Annotated in this window: 14 protein-coding genes and 3 pseudogenes; 8 read left to right on the top strand and 9 right to left on the bottom strand. The window is 69.5% G+C overall.

Going from position 1 to position 16283, the window contains the following annotated elements; translation table 11 throughout:
- Positions 1-297 precede the first annotated feature (297 nt).
- Both ACN6LM_RS34525 and ACN6LM_RS34520 read right to left on the bottom strand, forming a co-directional pair.
- Positions 298-1182 (bottom strand): methyltransferase, encoded by an 885-nt coding sequence (locus tag ACN6LM_RS34525; protein ID WP_445069328.1) that lies wholly within the window; start codon positions 1180-1182, stop codon positions 298-300.
- A 97-nt stretch (positions 1183-1279) separates the two neighbouring features.
- Positions 1280-1513 carry a hypothetical protein gene (locus ACN6LM_RS34520; RefSeq protein ID WP_445069327.1) on the bottom strand — a complete coding sequence of 78 codons (234 nt, stop codon included), beginning with the start codon at positions 1511-1513 and terminating at the stop codon, positions 1280-1282.
- A gap of 362 nt (positions 1514-1875) precedes the next feature.
- On the opposite strand from ACN6LM_RS34520, the pseudogene ACN6LM_RS34515 reads away from it, so the two are divergent.
- Positions 1876-2235, top strand: a pseudogene (locus ACN6LM_RS34515) (GlcG/HbpS family heme-binding protein); the annotation flags it as partial.
- A 160-nt stretch (positions 2236-2395) separates the two neighbouring features.
- Positions 2396-2560, top strand: coding sequence for a hypothetical protein (locus ACN6LM_RS34510; RefSeq protein WP_445069329.1), 165 nt, complete (start codon positions 2396-2398; stop codon positions 2558-2560).
- An 84-nt stretch (positions 2561-2644) separates the two neighbouring features.
- On the opposite strand, the gene ACN6LM_RS34505 is transcribed toward ACN6LM_RS34510, so the two are convergent.
- Complete coding sequence (locus tag ACN6LM_RS34505; protein ID WP_445069326.1) at positions 2645-2962, bottom strand: metal-sensitive transcriptional regulator; 318 nt, start codon at positions 2960-2962, stop codon at positions 2645-2647.
- Complete coding sequence (locus tag ACN6LM_RS34500; RefSeq protein ID WP_445069325.1) at positions 2959-3360, bottom strand: DUF302 domain-containing protein; 402 nt, start codon at positions 3358-3360, stop codon at positions 2959-2961. The genes ACN6LM_RS34505 and ACN6LM_RS34500 overlap by 4 nt, the downstream gene beginning before the upstream one ends.
- Positions 3361-3478: 118 nt before the next feature.
- Here ACN6LM_RS34500 and ACN6LM_RS34495 point away from each other — a divergent pair, with 118 nt between their 5' ends.
- The 4 genes from ACN6LM_RS34495 (at position 3479) to ACN6LM_RS34480 (ending at position 6575) form a co-directional block, all read left to right on the top strand.
- Positions 3479-4849 (top strand): MBL fold metallo-hydrolase, encoded by a 1371-nt coding sequence (locus tag ACN6LM_RS34495; RefSeq protein ID WP_445069324.1) that lies wholly within the window; start codon positions 3479-3481, stop codon positions 4847-4849.
- Positions 4850-4879: 30 nt separating this feature from the next.
- On the top strand, positions 4880-5233 hold the full coding sequence (locus tag ACN6LM_RS34490) for a rhodanese-like domain-containing protein (protein WP_445069323.1): 354 nt from the start codon (positions 4880-4882) through the stop codon (positions 5231-5233).
- On the top strand, positions 5230-5925 hold the full coding sequence (locus tag ACN6LM_RS34485; protein ID WP_445069322.1) for a sulfite exporter TauE/SafE family protein: 696 nt from the start codon (positions 5230-5232) through the stop codon (positions 5923-5925). The genes ACN6LM_RS34490 and ACN6LM_RS34485 overlap by 4 nt, the downstream gene beginning before the upstream one ends.
- 80 nt (positions 5926-6005) lie before the next feature.
- Positions 6006-6575, top strand: coding sequence for a rhodanese-like domain-containing protein (locus tag ACN6LM_RS34480; RefSeq protein WP_445069321.1), 570 nt, complete (start codon positions 6006-6008; stop codon positions 6573-6575).
- Positions 6576-7110: 535 nt separating this feature from the next.
- On the opposite strand, the gene ACN6LM_RS34475 is transcribed toward ACN6LM_RS34480, so the two are convergent.
- The 3 genes and pseudogenes from ACN6LM_RS34475 to ACN6LM_RS34465 form a co-directional block, all read right to left on the bottom strand.
- A complete protein-coding gene (locus ACN6LM_RS34475) occupies positions 7111-10533 on the bottom strand; it encodes a CARDB domain-containing protein (RefSeq protein ID WP_445069320.1) in 3423 nt (1140 codons plus the stop codon).
- 1203 nt (positions 10534-11736) lie between these two features.
- The gene (locus ACN6LM_RS34470) at positions 11737-12009 is read right to left on the bottom strand and encodes a hypothetical protein (RefSeq protein WP_445069319.1); all 273 of its coding nucleotides are present in this window, start codon (positions 12007-12009) and stop codon (positions 11737-11739) included.
- A gap of 232 nt (positions 12010-12241) precedes the next feature.
- Positions 12242-12358: pseudogene (locus tag ACN6LM_RS34465) on the bottom strand (transcriptional regulator); the annotation flags it as partial.
- A 385-nt stretch (positions 12359-12743) separates the two neighbouring features.
- On the opposite strand from ACN6LM_RS34465, the pseudogene ACN6LM_RS34460 reads away from it, so the two are divergent.
- Both ACN6LM_RS34460 and ACN6LM_RS34455 read left to right on the top strand, forming a co-directional pair.
- Positions 12744-13705 (top strand): annotated as a pseudogene (locus ACN6LM_RS34460) (RHS repeat-associated core domain-containing protein).
- A 580-nt stretch (positions 13706-14285) separates the two neighbouring features.
- A complete protein-coding gene (locus ACN6LM_RS34455) occupies positions 14286-14498 on the top strand; it encodes a hypothetical protein (protein ID WP_445069318.1) in 213 nt (70 codons plus the stop codon).
- Between the two features lie 453 nt (positions 14499-14951).
- On the opposite strand, the gene ACN6LM_RS34450 is transcribed toward ACN6LM_RS34455, so the two are convergent.
- Both ACN6LM_RS34450 and ACN6LM_RS34445 read right to left on the bottom strand, forming a co-directional pair.
- Entirely contained in the window at positions 14952-15614 is a 663-nt protein-coding gene (locus ACN6LM_RS34450; RefSeq protein WP_445069317.1) for a hypothetical protein, read from the bottom strand.
- Positions 15611-16162 carry a SigE family RNA polymerase sigma factor gene (locus ACN6LM_RS34445; protein WP_445069316.1) on the bottom strand — a complete coding sequence of 184 codons (552 nt, stop codon included), beginning with the start codon at positions 16160-16162 and terminating at the stop codon, positions 15611-15613. The genes ACN6LM_RS34450 and ACN6LM_RS34445 overlap by 4 nt, the downstream gene beginning before the upstream one ends.
- Positions 16163-16283: the final 121 nt, after the last annotated feature.

Below are 16283 nucleotides of genomic sequence, written 5' to 3'. Positions count from 1 at the left end.
CCCGCGACGATTCGTCGCGGGCCACCCGCACGTCAGTCGCATGCCTGCTGTCCAAATCAAACGCAGGCAGGGGCATGGGAAACGCGATGCGGGGCACCCGGAGAAATTGGTCGGGGATTCCATCAAGAACCATGACCTCCAGCGATGGGATCCCCGTCCTCCTCTCTATCCGCGACGAGGACGTAGTACTTCTCTCTCCGCTTCTCCCGCGGACACTTCCCCCCGGTCGGACACCTCCGCGGATAGAAGGGGCTTTGAACCCACCCCGCCAGGAAACGCCGCTAGCCGTGCCGGTGCTCACGGCGCCTGCCGCACGACGGCCGAGAGCGAAGGCAGCGTCCAGTGCAGGACCGTTGGCTCCGCGCCGGAGGTGACGTGCTGAGCCCCAGCGGGGTCGTGGAGGTCGACTCGGTACTGCTCGGGCCTTCCGGCCTGCTCCCAGCGTGCGTGCACGTCTTCGAGCTCGGCCCAGAGGTCACGCGGTCCATGGACGCGGACGGTGCCGTCGGCCGGGCCGGCCACGGCCCATGAGGCGTCCTCGGGGGCGACGACCGTCATCGTCTCGGCTTGGAAATCCCGCACTGTGCCGGGCACCAGGTATGCGGCGGCGAGCCAGAATCCGTAGGAGTCGTCCGGTGGCGGCACGAGCCGGGTCCGCCGCGCCCGGCCCGGATCAGCCTTGATGCGAGCGCGGTGCTCCAGGGCGCTGAGCCACCGATAGCCGTGCAAGGGCCGGTACCCCCGCGGCCGGCCCCGCAGGACCGCCTCGACGGCGCCTTGGGGGGCGCGGGTGACGAGGAGATGTCCGGGCCAGCTGGGGGTGCGGGTCACGAGTGTCGTGAGCAGCCGGCCGCCCGGCGCGAGTTGATCCACCCACGGCAGCGGAACGCACGGGACACCGATCCCGGAATGGATCCGCTCGTACGGTGCCTGCGGCTCGTGTCCTTCGAGCGCGTCGCCTGCGACAACGGTCGCACCGACCCCGAGGCGGTCCAGGTTTCGCTGGGTGAAGGCGGCCATGTGTCCGTCGCATTCCACGCCGGTGGCGAGTTCGGGACCGGTGATGGCGGCGGCGAGCGCCAGGGAGACGCCGGGGCCCGGTCCGAGCTCCAGATACCGCTGACCGGGGCCGAGTCCCAGGGCCTGGAGGGCTTCGATGGTGGCGGGGGTGTAGGTGGACATGGACGTCATGTGGCCGCCGGTGACCGGCCCGCGGACAAGCTCGTTCAGGGGTTCTGTTCTCCGTCACGCTGGAGCAGGATCGACTCGTCGCTGTGGATCAGGTCGAGCCACTCCTGACGGTCGCCCGGGTGGGAGCCGTGAAGGAGGCGCCAGTCGATGGGGTCCGCGCCCGGGCCGCTGACCCGGAGGTACGCGTGCGGAGCAGGACTTCGCGCGGCAGACGCAGCAGTGCTTCGTGCAGCAGCGAGTCGGTCAGGACGCCGCTCGCTGTGAGCCGGTCGACCATGCGGGCACGCAGATGGTTCGTCGCTTCATGGAGGTCAGGGGTCATGGGGCGAAGTCCTTCCAGGGAGTGGTGCAGGGGCGTTCCGGTCGGGCAATGAGCCGACGGAGACCGCTAGCAGTGCGGCCGGCACGAGCGCGGACCCTTGGCAGGTTGGGTGTCGGGCTGCTGGTGACAGGGCTCCGCCGCCCCAGCGGATGGCGATCACCACAGGGAGGCACCGAGTCAAGGCAACCGACGTCACGTACCTCGTTCCCGTCGCGGTGCGCGACGGAACGCCTCAGCGAGATCCCCGGCGCCCAGGGGCGGGCCTCGAAGCTGTTGGTGGAGCCGGTCTGGCGTTCGGGGTGAGCGCTATGGTGCTTGGCTGTGGACGCCACTGATCTTGATTACCGGGCCTTGAGGGGGCCTCCCGTCTCATCGGCGCCGCCCGCGAGGCCGCCGTCGAGCAGGGCGTGCCCCTGGCGATCGCGGTGACCGACGCCGCCGGTCACTTGCGTGCCTTCGAGGCCATGGACGGCGCGCCATTCCTTGGCCACACCGTTGCGGTCGACAAGGCCTGGACCGCCGCGGCCTACCGCCTGCCGACCCATGTCTGGGCGCAGGTCATCCAGGACCCGGCACACGCCCAGCTCGCGCACATCCCGCGGCTGATCGCCGTCGGCGGCGGCTACCCGATCGTCGAGGACGGTGTTGTCATCGGCGGGTTCGGCCTCTCGGGCGGCTCGGCCGACCAGGACAGCGCCGTCGCCGAGGCCGCGTTGACGTAACGCGGCTTCACCGCCGCCTGAGCTCGGGCTCAGGGCTAGGTGTTATGTCGCGGGAGGTCGTGGACGGGTGATGCAGGTCTCGGCTGTGGGTTCTTGAACGGGTGAGGGCCTTCCGGGTTCGGTGTGGATTGCGACGTCTGCACCGACCGGAAAGGCCCTCGTGGTCCACCGTGATGCACCCCTGACCGAGACCGGCCGCCTGCGCCTGGCCCGCTGGACCATGCGCGCGAAGACCGCCCTGAACGCCTTCGACATCACCTTCGACGGCCGACTCTTCGCAGCCCGCCCGACACCCTCAGCCACGCCGGTTGAACCGTTCTTCTGACAGACCCCTGCCCGGCACTGGTTCGCCGGAACGTGTGAGAGCTGTGCGGGCCCGGTCGCTGTTCTTGGGGCTGTGCGGAGATGATCAGGCCAGAGTGAGGAAGAGTTTCTCCAGCTCTGCCTCGTTCATGGCGGGTGAGCCGCCGTCCTCTGCGGCGGTGACGCATTCGCGCATGCGGCCGGCGATGATTTTGAAGCCGGCGCGGTCCAGTGCGCGGCTGACCGCAGCGAGTTGGGTCACCACGTCCCGGCAGTCGCGGCCGTCCTCGACCATGGTGATCACTCCCGCCAGCTGCCCCTGTGCGCGGCGCAGGCGATTGAGTACCGCCCGAGCGGAGGCTTCGCCCTCGTCGGTGGCGGCCCCGGTGGCTTCCGGGGCCGGGTTCGGCTGGGTGGAGTTCATCCGTTGAGCTCCTTGTCGAGTTGGGCGAGCATGCTGTCCAGTCTGCGGGTTGCCTCGTTCGCGACCGGGGCCATGGTGTCCAGGCCGGTCAGAGTGACCATGGTGGTCGGATCCAGCACCTGCACCACTGTCTGCGCTTCCTCGGTCCGGATGACCACGTTGCACGGCAGCAGGAGCCCGATGCTCCGGTCGGTGTCGAGGGCCCGCTCCGCCAGCTGCGGATTGCAGGCGCCCAGGATGACGTAGTCCTCCATCTCCAGGCCGAGCTTGGCCTGGAGGGTCGCGGTCATGTCGATCTCGGTGAGCACTCCGAAACCGTGTGCGGCAAGGGAGTGCTTGGCGGCGGCCACGGTGCGGCTGAAGTCCGCGCGGACGCGGATGGCCCTGTCGTATCCCATGATCTTCCTTCCCGGTCCGGGGTGAATCGGATGATTACGGTCCCACTATACCCCTGGGGGTACTCTGTTATGGTGAATTTAATACCCAGGGGGGTATTCGACAGAAAGTGAGCCGTACATGTTCTTCGTCGACACCATCGAGATCGAAGGTCTGGGAAACCGGCACTACCTGGCCGGAGGCGCCCACAACGCAGTGGCGGTCGACCCGCCGCGCGACATCGACGAGGTGATCGCAGCAGCCGCACGCCGCGGAGTGCGCATCACACACGTGTTGGAGACGCACATCCACAACGACTACGTGACGGGCGGCCTCGAACTGGCCCGGGTGACCGGCGCCGCCTACCTCGTGCCGGCCGCCGCACAGGTCTCCTTCGCCCGCACCCCGGTCAGCGACGGCGACATGATCGAGATAGACCAGGAACTGTCCGTACGGGCCCTGGCCACCCCCGGTCACACGCCGCACCACACCGCCTACGTCCTGGAGGAGGGCGGGACCCCGGTCGCCGCGTTCACCGGCGGTTCCCTGCTCATCGGCACCGTGGGCCGCCCCGACCTGGTCGAACCGCGTCTCACCGAACACCTCGCCAGGGCCCAGCACGCCTCAGCGCACCGGCTCGCGACCGAGCTACCCGATAGCACCTCCGTCCTGCCCACCCACGGGTTCGGCAGCTTCTGTTCCTCCGGGCAGGCCGAGGGCGACGCGAGCACCATCGGCCGGGAGAAGACGGTGAACTCCGCGCTGGCCCAGGACGTCGACTCCTTCGTCGCCGACCTGCTCGCCGGCCTGGAAGACGTTCCCGCCTACTACGCCCACATGGGCCCGGCCAACTCCGCCGGACCGGCCCCCGTCGATCTGACCGCCCCCCGGCTCGCGGACGCGGAGGAGATCGCCACCCGGCTCGCGGCCGGTGAGTGGGTCGTGGACCTGCGCAACCGTGTCGCCTTCGCCCAGGGCCACGTCGCCGGCTCGTTCAACTTCGAGGCCGACGGCAAGATCGCCACGTACCTGGCGTGGATGATTCCGTGGGGCAAGCCCGTCACCCTGCTCGCCGAGACACCTCAGGAACTCGCCGCCGCCCAGCGCGAACTGGTCCGGGTCGGGATCGACCGCCCCGCGGCAGCCGCGACCGGTGACCCGTCCGACTGGCTGCGCCCCGGCGACACCCCGGCCTCGTTCCGCCGTGCGGTCTTCTCCGACCTGGCAGCCGAACTGTCGGACGCGCAGGAACTGCCGGTCGTCCTGGACGTACGCCGCGACTCCGAGCGTGCCGGTGGGTACATCGAGGGATCCGCCCACATTCCCGTGCACGAGTTGCACAAGCGGGTCGACGAGGTGCCCGCGGGCCAGGTGTGGGTGCACTGCGCCGGCGGCATGCGCGCCGCGATCGCGGCCTCGGTGCTGGACGCGGCCGGGCGCGACGTCGTCGCTGTCGACGACGGCTTCGACCGGGCCGAGGCCGCCGGCCTCACCGTCCGCACCGCTGCCTGAACCCCCACCGGCCCCGAGAGGAGCCCCAGCATGGCCATCTTCCGTCCCGGTCGCCTCGGCGTCGCGGAGGCCCATCACCTGCACCAGGAGTCCACCGCAGTCCTGCTGGACGTGCGCGAGACCGACGAGTGGGACGCCGGGCACATCCCTGGCGCCCGGCACCTGCCGCTGTCCCGGCTGACAGCCGGAGCGAAAGTGTCCGGCACACCGGCCGGCACACGCCTCGTGCTGATCTGCCGTTCCGGGCAGCGCTCGCAGCGCGCCGCCCACCTGCTGCGTGAGTGGGGCATGGACGCGGTCGACGTCACCGGTGGCATGCAGGCGTGGGCCCATCAGGGACTGCCGGTCCAGAACACCGCCGGGGCTGTGGGAACCGTCATATGAGTGTGCTCATCCTGGCTCTCGTGGCAGGAACGGTGGTCGGCCTGGCCCTGGGCGGACTCGGCGGGGGCGGCAGCGTCCTGGCGGTGCCGGCACTGATCTACTTGCTCGGCTTCAGTCCCGTCGCCGCCACCACCGCCAGCCTGATCATCGTCGCCATGACGTCCATCAGCTCCCTGGTCGCCCACGCCCGGGACGGGAACGTCCGCTGGCGGGCCGGGCTGCTCTTCGCCGCCGCGGGCATCGTCCCCGCCATGCTCGGCGGCTTCGCCGCCGACAGCATTCCGGCCCCCGTACTGACCATCGCGTTCTCGGTGGTCGCCGCTCTTGCGGCCTGGCGGATGCTCCGTCCCAGCCGCCCCGCACCGGACCAACCTGTGCGGCCGGGCAAGGCCGCGGGAGCCGGAGCGGGCTTGGGCGCCGTCACCGGTGTACTCGGTGTCGGGGGAGGCTTCCTCGCCGTACCCGCCCTCGTCAGCGTCCTGGGCCTCCGCATGAAGACGGCCGTCGGCACCAGCCTCCTGGTCATCATCATCAACTCTCTCGCCGCGCTCGCCACCCGCACCGGCACCGCCGAAGGCCTCGACTGGGCCGTCATCGCCCCCTTCACCGGAGCCGCGCTACTCGGCGCCTGGGACGGCAAACGCCTCGCCGCGAAGCTCACCGGCAACCGCCTGCAGCACGTCTTCGCCTAAGTACTGCTCGCAGTGGCCGCCTTCATGCTCCTCGACACCCTCATCTGACCACCACCCCGACCGAAGGACACAGCACACCCATGAACTCGACCGTCACCACCAACGCCGTCCGTGAGCGCCTCCACACCCTCGTCGTCATCGACGTACGTTCCCCCGGCGAATACGCCGGCGGACACCTGCCCGGCGCCCACAACATCCCCCTCGACGACCTCGCGCAGGCCCTGCCGACGCTCCGCGAGACGGCGGACCGCCGCGACCTCCTCGTGGTCTGCGCCTCCGGCGCACGCTCGCAGAAGGCCGGCAAAACATTGACCTCGAACGGCATTCCCGCGGCCAGCCTCGAAGGCGGAACCGCCGCCTGGGCCTCGGAAGGCGGGGAACTGCACCGCCCGGCAACCCGTACGGCGGCCAAGTGGGCCATGGACCGCCAGGTCCGTTTCACCGCAGGCACCCTGGTCCTGCTCGGGCTGCTCCTGGGCGTGCTGATCCACCCCGCCCTCCAGCTGATCTCCGCCGGCGTCGCCGCAGGCCTCGTCTACTCCGCGCTCTCCAACAGTTGCGCCATGGCCGCGCTGCTCGGGAAGCTCCCCTACAACCGCACCGCCCGCACGGACCTGAACAGCACCCTCGCTGCCCTGCGACACCACTGAGCGCGAACGGTGCGAGGACAGCTCAGCTTTGCCCTACGGCGATGCTGACGGGTCCTCCCAGGATCGGAATGCGGCCGGGATCGCGCGGCACGGAGAACTGCGGCGCCTCCCGGAGCCGGCACAGGCCGCGCCTCCCGCCACTCTTCCGGCAATCGGCTGCCGCGTCGGGTGACTTCCACTGAAGCGCCCTCGCCAGCTACGAGTAGGGCAGCTACCGGCCCACCTTCGGGCTCATCGCCGTCGACCGCGCCACCTTCGCCCGTACCCCCGTACCCCCGTACCCCCGTACCCTCGTACCCCCGAGCCTCCGTGGCCGCCTCGCACGGCACGGCCGGCCGCGACCGCCACTGGCCGTCGGCCTGACGGACGGGACCGGCGGAAAGTCCGAACCCGGTCCACCTCTCGTCGCCTGGGCGCTTCGAACGCCGCACCGGGCGCCGCGCGCTCCTCGTGGTACAAACCGCGCACCCACGGCGCAAGGCCCCGCCCGCGTCCCTCCGAGGAGACGCGGGCGGGGCCGCGCGGGGGCGTCGGGTCAGCGCTTGGCGGCTCCCTTCGCGGGGCTGCCGGTGAAGGCGAACTGCGAGCCCGGCTCGACGAGAAGGTCGCCGTCGCGCGAGTTCGAGATCGTCACGCCGGAGAGCGTCGCGTCGCCGCGGGCACCGCTCATCGCGAGGATGCCCGAGCCGTTGTTCGACTTGTCGATGCGCACGTTGGAGATCTTCGTCCCGGTGTACTGACCGCCCCCCGTCTTGAACTGGATGCCGTCATACGTCGAGTCGAGAATGTCGGTGTCCCGGATGGTGACGCCGGGGATGCTCGTCGCCTGCGCGAAGAGGGTGATGGCGCCGAATTCCTGGTCCTCGTTCCAGAACGCCCCGCCGGTGCGGTTCAGCGTGTTGCCCGCGATGAGCGTCTGGCCGCTGAAGGGGATCGGGTCGTGGTCGGTGGCGAGCATGATGCCCGGGTAGTTCATCGTGTCGGAGACGACGTTGTTCTCGATGGTGTTCCCGAAGCCGCCGTAGACCGCGATGCCGTTGGCCCGCCAGGGCAGCTGCACCGTGTTGTTGCGAAAGTGGTTGCCGGAGCCGACGTCGACCGAGGTGTCCTTGACGTACTTGCTCGACCAGACGGCGAGCGCGTCGTCGCCGGTGTTGCGGAAGGACGAGTTGTAGACGGTCGAGTTGCGGGTGCCGTTGGTGAAGTTGATGCCGTCCGCGTATGTGTCGCGGATCCGCATCCCGCTGAACTCCAGCCCGTCGCCCGGCCCCCACAGCTCGGGGATGTTGGAGTAGTCGCGGCCGACCCAGACACCGACGTTCGCGTGCTCGATCCACACGTTGGAGATCTTGGTGTTCTTCCCGAGACGCCCGTTGATGCCGACACCGCCCTCCGCGTTGCCGTCGCCGCCGCGGATCCGACCGGAGCCGAAGATGGCGAGATCGGAGATTTGCGTGTTGTCGTCGATGTCGAAGCCGAAGTTCCCCTCGTGCGGGTGGTTGATGCCACCGGCGTCCTGCGGCTGGGTGAGGGTGTAGAGCTGCGAATGCCACATCCCTGCGCCGACGATCTTCACGTTCTTGATGCCGACCTGGTTGTACTGACCCCGGTGCTGCGGATCGGGTGTGAGTATCTTCTGCTCCTGGCGCCACTGCCCGGCCGGGATCCAGACGCAGGAGATCTGCCCGGCCTGGTCCGCCATCACGGCTCGCTGAAGGGCGTCGGTGTCGTCGATGCCGTCATTGGGGACGGCACCGTACTCGGTGATCGAGGTGCACTCGGAAGGCTTCGTCTTCGCCGGAGCGACCTGCTCCAGGTCTACGAGGTCCACGACGTAGAAGGCCGCGGAGTCCCCGGCGTCACGCTGCAACCGGAACTTGGTGCCCACCGGATAGGTCTGGGCGAGCAGCGCGTTCGACTCGTCGAAGAGGCGCCGCGCGTCCCCGCCGGGGGTGTTGGTAAGGCCCTCGGGGGCGTCGGTCGAGCCGTAGAGCCACGAGTGCTTCGAGGAGAGGTCGAGCTTGCGGACGAACTTCCCGTCCGCGTAGAGGCTGAGCGTCGCAGCCTGTCCGCCGCCCCCGGCAGCGTCCGGGATGGAGTTGCGCACCACGATCGAGTTGGTCGGGTTGGTGGAGGTGAACTCGACGTACTCACCGGCGTTGTCGAGCCGCACCGACTTGCGCCCGCTCGACTCGGTGGCGAAGTTGGTGTGGCCGAAGGTGCGCTTGGCGTCGGTCGTGAGGAGCTTGCCGGTGTACGTGCCGTTCTCGGCCTCGTACTCGGTGTACGGCACTGCGGCGCCCCGGCCCACGACGATCGAGCGGGCGAAGGTGTTGTTGTTCTCGTCGGTCTCGGCGACGGTGTTCGTCGCGTCGGCGCTCGCGCTGAGCGTCGCGCCACCGTTGGCCGCCGTCCAGGTGCCGGAGATCGGTACCTGCACGGAGGCGCCCGCCGCGACGGCGGGGGTGGTGCCGTCGAGCGTGGTCGTCCCGGCCGTCAGCCGGGTGACGGTGCCTGCCGCGACGGCGCTGGTGCCGCGGTTCTTCACGGTGACGGTGAAGCTGACGCTCGCCCCGCTCGCCGGGCTCTCCGGTTTGGTGGCGATGCCGGTGACCTGCAGGTCGGGCCCGGGGCTCTGCGTGACGACGAGCGGCGTGGCGGCCGCCCGGCTGTTGTTGCTGTCGTCCTGCTCGACGACGGTGTTGTTGGGGTCCACGGCAGCGGAGACCGCGTAGGAGCCCTGCGGGTGCTTGCCGGTGTCCACCGTGGCGGTCGCCGAGGCGCCGGCGGCGAGCGCGCCGACGGCGGCGGTGCCCGCGACCGTACCGTCCAGACTGACGGCGACGGTGGTGGCCGGGGAGACGGCCGTACCGGCGTTACGGACGGTGGCCTTGACGCTCACCGCGTCCTTCTCGGACGGGGAGGTGGGCGCCCAGCTCAGGTCGGTGAGGGTGAGATCGGGGTTGGGCGCGGCAGTGCCGACGACCTCGACTTCGGCGATCTGGCCGCCGGGCGCACCGGAGTTGGTGCTGAATGCGAGCCGGAGGTCGGCGGCGCGGCCGGCGACCGGGATGGTCACGGTGTTCTTGTTTCCCGCCGGGCCGAAGTCGTAGTTCGCGCGTGCCTTGAGCGTGGTGAAGGCGGAGGCGCTCTGGCCGCGACCGCTCACCTCGATCGCCTGGGTCCGTGCGCCCCATGAGGCGTCGGGGTTGAGCTTGACGACGACGGCGGAGAGGTCCGCGTCGGCGCCGAGCTTCACGGTGAGTTGCCCCGGCAGTCCGGCGGACTCCCAGTACGTGTTCACGTCGCCGTCGTTGGCGTTGGCCGGGACGAAGGTGTGGACGTAGCCGTCGGCCTCGACGGGCTTGCCCTTGGCGAGGTTGGTGCCGGTGGGCGGGGTGCCGGGGTCACCCGGGTCGCTTCCGCCGCCCGTACCGCGGACCTCCAGCTCCGAGAGCTGGGCGGCCTGCCAGCCGGTGTTGGCGGTGACCTGCACCCGGACGTACCGGACGTCGGCGGGGCTGAAGCCGAGGGTCACGGCGCCGGCGGCGGCGGGAGTGAAGGTGCGCTCGGCGGAGCCGGAGAGGGTGCTCCAGGTGCCGCCGTCGGTGCTGCCCTGCACAGTGAGCGTCTCGTCGCGCGCCTCCCATGTCGTGGGCAGCTTGAGGGTCACCTCGTCGACGGACGCCCTGACGCCGAGGTCGACACGGACCCACTGCGGGAAGGAGCCGGCGGGCCCCTCCCAGTAGCTGCCCTGGTTCCCGTCGGTGATGTTGCCCGCGCCGTACTCGCCGTTGGCACCGCTGGCGATGGCCGGGCGGCCCAGTGCGAGGTTGGGCCCGGCTGCAACGGCCTGGGGCTCAGCGGCGTGAGCTGTGGCGGGGAGGAACCCGAGGGGGATCAGACAGGCCGCGAGCAGCCCGGTGACCAGCCGTCGGGCGGATGACTTCCGTCTCATGTTGTCCTCTGTTCGATGAGGGGTGGGGGGAGAGGCGGGATGGTCCGCCCGACCGGACGGACCCGGACGAGCGGCGGCCTCCGGAGCGGGAGACCGTGATGGCGCGTGGAGCAGGTGAGGCGAAGCCCAGCGCCCTGGAGAAGCGATGGTGACTTTTTAAGTGAACGAGTCGAATTTTTGCGAATACTTCGAGACAGATTTCTGACACATTAAAGATTTGTCAACGGCTTCGACCACGTTGTGACACTCGGTGGTCATGGACGACGCACCGTGCGGTAAGCGGAACGGAGGCTTCAGCGGTGGGTTCGGTGGCGCCGGTGGCGTCGGTGCGGGTGTGACGTGGGAAGCGTGATGTCCCCGACCCCGCGGTCGGGGACATCGGTGGACTTGGTGGTTCACGCCTGCGCTCAGGCCGGTCGTGGAGGGAGCGCGGTTGCCGTCACCAGCTGGTGTGGCCGTCGGCCGGGTGTCAGAGGCGGTCGGCGCTCGGGCAACGAGTGGGTGAGGCCGCCGTAGGCGGGGCTCCGGTCTCCGAGGGGGTCGGCGACCGGCGGCCCCGGCGGGCCCGCATCGGCGGAGTTGACCGGTGACAGTCCGGCCGAGGAGGTCATCGCGGATCCGGTCGGCCTGGTCGTGCGGCTGATCGGGAACGTCGAGAAGCACCTGCCCGCCGAGCACGTCCGCGACATCGTCCTCACGGTCGTACGCGCACGAGGCGGCCGCCGCAGCCTCGCCCTGACCCTGCGCGATGGCCCGTCACTGTTGCGGACCGGACAGCCGCAGGCGCCATGCTGCGTCGCGGAACTGCTGATGGCCCTGAACGAGGCCGGCGCGCGCCAGAACGTCGCACTGCCCCGCTGCGGGGAGTGCGACAGGACCGCCGTCTACGCGGGATGCCGTGAAGAGCGCCGCGTCGTCAGCCGGGACCGTCACGGCGAGCCCCGCTGCGCGAACTGCGCAGACACCGACGGTGATCCGCTCCGGGAACTCACCGCACTCGTCACGAGCCTCGATCCCGCCCCTCACCGACGACGTGGGTCCTTGCCGCGCTCGGGCGAGCCACCGGCCCGCCGGCCGGCGCCGCCTTGCCTGGATGCCGCGGCAGGGCAGGAGCAGTTGTCTGTCATCCAGCGCGACTGGACGCGGCTGCTGCGACACCTTCGGGGGCGGAACACCGCCGATCCGGAGCCGACGGGAACGGCCTCACAGCTGGTTGCGGAGTTCAAACAGGTCTTGCACGAGCGGCGGTCGCCCAGCCGCAACACCGGCATCCGAACCCTGACTGTCCTCGCCCACTGGTGCGGTGCCGAAGTAATTCGCGGTCAGGGCCGTCATGAGGGCGAGCTCCGCGCCTATGAGGACGTCCGCCCCTATCCGACGTGCCTCAAGCCCGTGCTCCCGGAATGGGCCGAGGCTGGTGTGCTCCCGCTCCGGGAGATCACCAGACACCATGTCGAGGCTGTCGTGGACGCTCATTCCAGGCGGTCCCGGAGGAAGCTCGCCGTTGCCCTGCGCAGACTCTGCGAAGTGTTGAAACGAGCACGGGCGGTTTTCCGTGACCCTGCCCAGTACCTGTCCGTCGGAGTCCGAAGGGCCCGATCCGCTGAGACTGATGCGCCTGTTCGGTATCAAGGAAGCCACCGCCATGCACGTCACCGTCGCTCACCCCGAGCGCCCGGCCAGACTGTCCAGGCAGCCGACGCGCCGCTCAGTCGGCGACGGTCGCGGGGGCCGCAGCGGCGGAATCACGGATGCCAAGGCGCAGATGCTCGACGTGGAACAGGGCCTGGTCGAGGAGCTCGGCGACGTGGTTGTCGTAGAGCGCACGAAGCCCCCGGCCGGAGTCGGTCGGGGACAGTGGCGGCTGTTCGTGTTGAAGGGCTTCGGTGGGGTGCCCAGCGGGGGTGGACGGTCGGGGACGTCGTGCGCTGGTGCACGCTGGATGGCGTGGGAGCCGGCTGGAGCCGGATGTTGTCGTGGGGTGCTGTCGTCGGTGTGCAGTATTCGCACGGCCGACGTCACCGTCGCGGGCTGCCAGGGCGGCCCGCCCGGCGGACCGGCCGGAAAAGACTTGGCGATGTCCTTCCGCCCGCCGGGAAGCACCCCGGATCGCACTGTTGTGCAGGTCGGGGCCGGTGTTCCATGGCGCGGTGATCAGTAAATCGGTACTCCACCCCGATGATGGGGTGCGATACCTCTTCCGTGGTGTGGTGGTCGGTGACGGCCATCGCGCGGCGGGGACGTCGCTGTGTGCCGCCCAGAACAAAGCCGGTGTCCCGCCCGTCATCGGGAAGGGCGGGGCCCGGCAGCGGTCGGCCTGGCGGCCGGGGACGTGGTGAGCGAACGGCAGGCCGGACTGCTCCTGGGGGAGGGCCGGCACCCGGACGCCGACCGGATTGAGCGCCAGCTCATGGCGGCGAGGGAGAGCCCGGCCCGTGCCTGGCGGGCGACCGTGCCGGGCAGACCCATCGAGCACAACGCCTCCGAGGAGACGGAGAAAGCGAAGAAGCGCATTCCCTGGCCGGCAATGGACCTGGTGTTCCGGCCCCCGCCGACGGCGCACATCGCGTGGGCGCTGTGCGACGACGAGCACCGCCGGGTGCTGGAGCTGTGCCAGGAAGTCGCCCAGGACAAGACGCTGGAGTGGCTGGAGAGTTCGGCCGCGCAGATCCGGTGGGGGAGCGGCGGCAAGCACCGCAGGCCCATCCGGGGCGGGCTGATCGTAGCCTGCACCACCACCGGATCCATGGATACGGGATTCGTCCGCGAACCCGGGGGCACCCTCAACTCCATGACGCGCAGCGGGAAGAGCTACTACTACCTCACCGACGCCACCGGCAACATCTTGGGCGCGGCCGACCAGGCAGGCACCCGCACCCACACCTACACCCCCACCGAAACCGTCCCCCAGCCCTACCGGTTCGCCGGCGCCTGCAACGACCCCACCGGCCTCTACGAAATGGGCGCCCGCTACTACGACCCCACCCTCGGCCGCTTCACCCAGCCCGACCCCTCCGGCCAGGAAACCACCACCTACCTCTACGGCGCGGGCGACCCCATCAACCACACCGACCCCAGTGGGCTTTTGGCTCTCGACCGGCTGGGTCCGGTGGGCGACGTGGTTCGGGCCGGCTATTACGCGTGGCAGGGGGATACTCAGGCACTTTGGTGAGATGGTGCCGGATTCGCTGCCGGTGCAGCAGTCGGATGGGGATGTGAAGCAGTGCTGGGCATAACTGCTGCTCCCACCCTGGGCGCTGCAGAGGCGGGCGGGCAACCCATGTGCTACGCGGCTTCCTGGGGAGCCGGGACAGCGGTTGGGAACCTGGTGGGCGGATAGAGAGGTTTGAGTGGGTGGCCACGGCGTTGCCCATTCCCGCACGCACACGAGAGGATGGTGGCTGAATCATGGGACGTCTCGGACGGCCTGGTGAGCAACAGGAAAAAATCCACATCCTGTGCGTGATGTCCTCCGTCGCTTCGGATTCCTCCTCGTCTCCGGGATCGCTTTGGGTGGCATGGGGAATCCCGCAGGGCGGATCCTGTGCGGAGTAGCAGTGGTCCTTTGGCTGGGTCTGTACTTCACTCTCACATACACCCGGCAGGCGCAGCCCTGAGTAATGACTCGACCGCCCTCTCGTCCCACGAACGAGGGCGCGGTCGATGGCCGGCTTCCGTTTACTGCGCGGCCATGGCGGTGGGCACCCATGAGAGGTGCATGCTAAACACACGAACCCGTGAAGGAGAATTCGATGCCCCGCATCGGCTGGAGTCTTAGGCAGAGACAGTACACCTATCGCCACCTCTGGGTGTTCGGCGCCATCTCCGTGATCGCCATTATCTTCAGCTTGTTCGCCGTCGCTGCAGGGAAGACGGGTGGATGGGCGCTTCTCGGGATGATTCTCTGCGGTGACGTGGCGCTCCTCCTTCTCATCAAGAATGTGAGAAAGGATCAGCCTGGATGAGATTGAGCCCATAGGTGCTGGCTGTGGCTCTGGCGTCACTTCCGGCGTTCAGGCAGAGCGCTGCCCGCGAATTCAGGTAACTCACGTCACGTCACGGGTCGGCAAGAGTACCAATGGAATCCAGGAGAACACCGGACCCAAGAGAATAAGCCTGTGGTCCCAACGCCTGATCGTTGGGACCACAGTCGACTGCCGTCTCAAGGGCGATGGTGTGCCCCGTGCGATGCCCGGCATCGCCCACCTGCATAACGTCGGGTGCCGCGGCTGACTGCACCCGGCCCGAAGTACTGTCCGTTCAGGATGCGGCGGGTAGGAGGTGGACCAGGCCGACCCAGTCCTCCTCTGGTATTCGAAGCGGCCTACTGCCGTAGCCCGGAGCAGGTACGCCCGCCCGACGATGGGACAGCAGGGGTCGCCTCGCCTGCGCTGAGCCTCGGATCTGCTTGCGGGACGTCAGTTGCCCGTCAACTTGGTCTGCGACGCCAGAATCGTGCCGTCAGCGGCTCGGACGGTGACGGTGAGGGCTGACCCGCTCCTGGCGCCTTCCCGGCCCTCGTCGGTGAAGAAGGCGGTCCACCCGGGGGTTCCGGGCAGTGTGGCGGTCTGCGTGTTCAGCGTTCTGCCGCCAAGGGCCGCGGTGATGGTGACTCCCGTCTCGGGGCCGCGGTAGATTCCGACGCAGAGACTGCTGGAGGTGTCCCCGTACGAGATGGCCGCGACCGCCCCTTCGGGGACTGCGGCCGCTTTCAGAGTGGGCTCGTCGGCCGTGCCTGAAGGGGGCGAACTCGACAGGAACACGCCTGTCCCCGTCAGTCGCATGGTGTGGGATCGACCCAGCGCGATCTTCTCCCCAGAGGCCACCACCCGCGCCTGCGAGGTGGCCGACGCCGACGCGGCGGGGATCGTGGGAGTAGCGGAACCCGAAGAGCCCAGCGACGTGACGGTGACGGCGAGGGCGGGAACGAGCACGGCGGCGGCCAGTACCGTGGGTAGTGCCACCCGACGTCGGCGCATTCTCCGGCCCAGCCCAACCACCGTGGTCACGGGGGCCGGTCCCACGGGCAGTCCGGCGGCCGCCTGCTTCAGCGCCGCCCTCAGTTCTTCGTCCTGGTTCACCGGATCGCTCCTCTCTGCGGAATGGGACGTCTGAGCTCGGCCGGGGGCGGCTCTGCCAGGGCGGTGAGAACGCCGTCTTCCCGCAGTTTCGCCAGTCCCCTGGTGATCTGACTGCGTACCGTGCTGGTCCGGGTGCCCAGGGCTGCGGCCGTCTCGGCGTGAGTCATGTCCTCGAAGTAGCAGAGCACCACCGCGGCCCGCTGCCGAGGCGCCAGTCGTCCGAGCGCATCCATAAGCGCGCTGCGGCGATCGACCTCGGCGGTCGTGTCAGCCGCCGGGGTCTCCGGAAGGCGCGGGGTGAACCACTCGCGTACGGCCCGTCTGCGGAACCGGTCGGCGTGCACGTGGATCATGATCTGGCGGACGTACGCAGCCATGTCATCGCTGCGCCGTACACGGTCCCACTTCACGTACGCGCGCGCCAGCGCGTTCTGCGCCAGGTCCTCGGCGTCGTGGTGGCTGCCGGTCAGCAGATGCGCCATGCGCACCAGGCTCGGCCACCGGCCTGTCATGAAGGCGTGGAACTCCTCGTCGCTGGTGTTGCTCATCGCGACACGCCAGTGTTCGGTGGCTGGCCTGCCTGCGGTGTTCTCTCGGTCATCGTCACGGCTGAACCTCGGTGCTGAGGAGACGGGCGGCACGAAGCGGCATGCACGGCTGTCGCTGCCG

The sequence above is a fragment of the Streptomyces sp. SAS_281 genome, assembly GCF_052542855.1.
The sequence above is the reverse complement of the archived record's forward strand: the minus strand, read 5'-3'. Positions and strand labels throughout refer to the sequence as shown.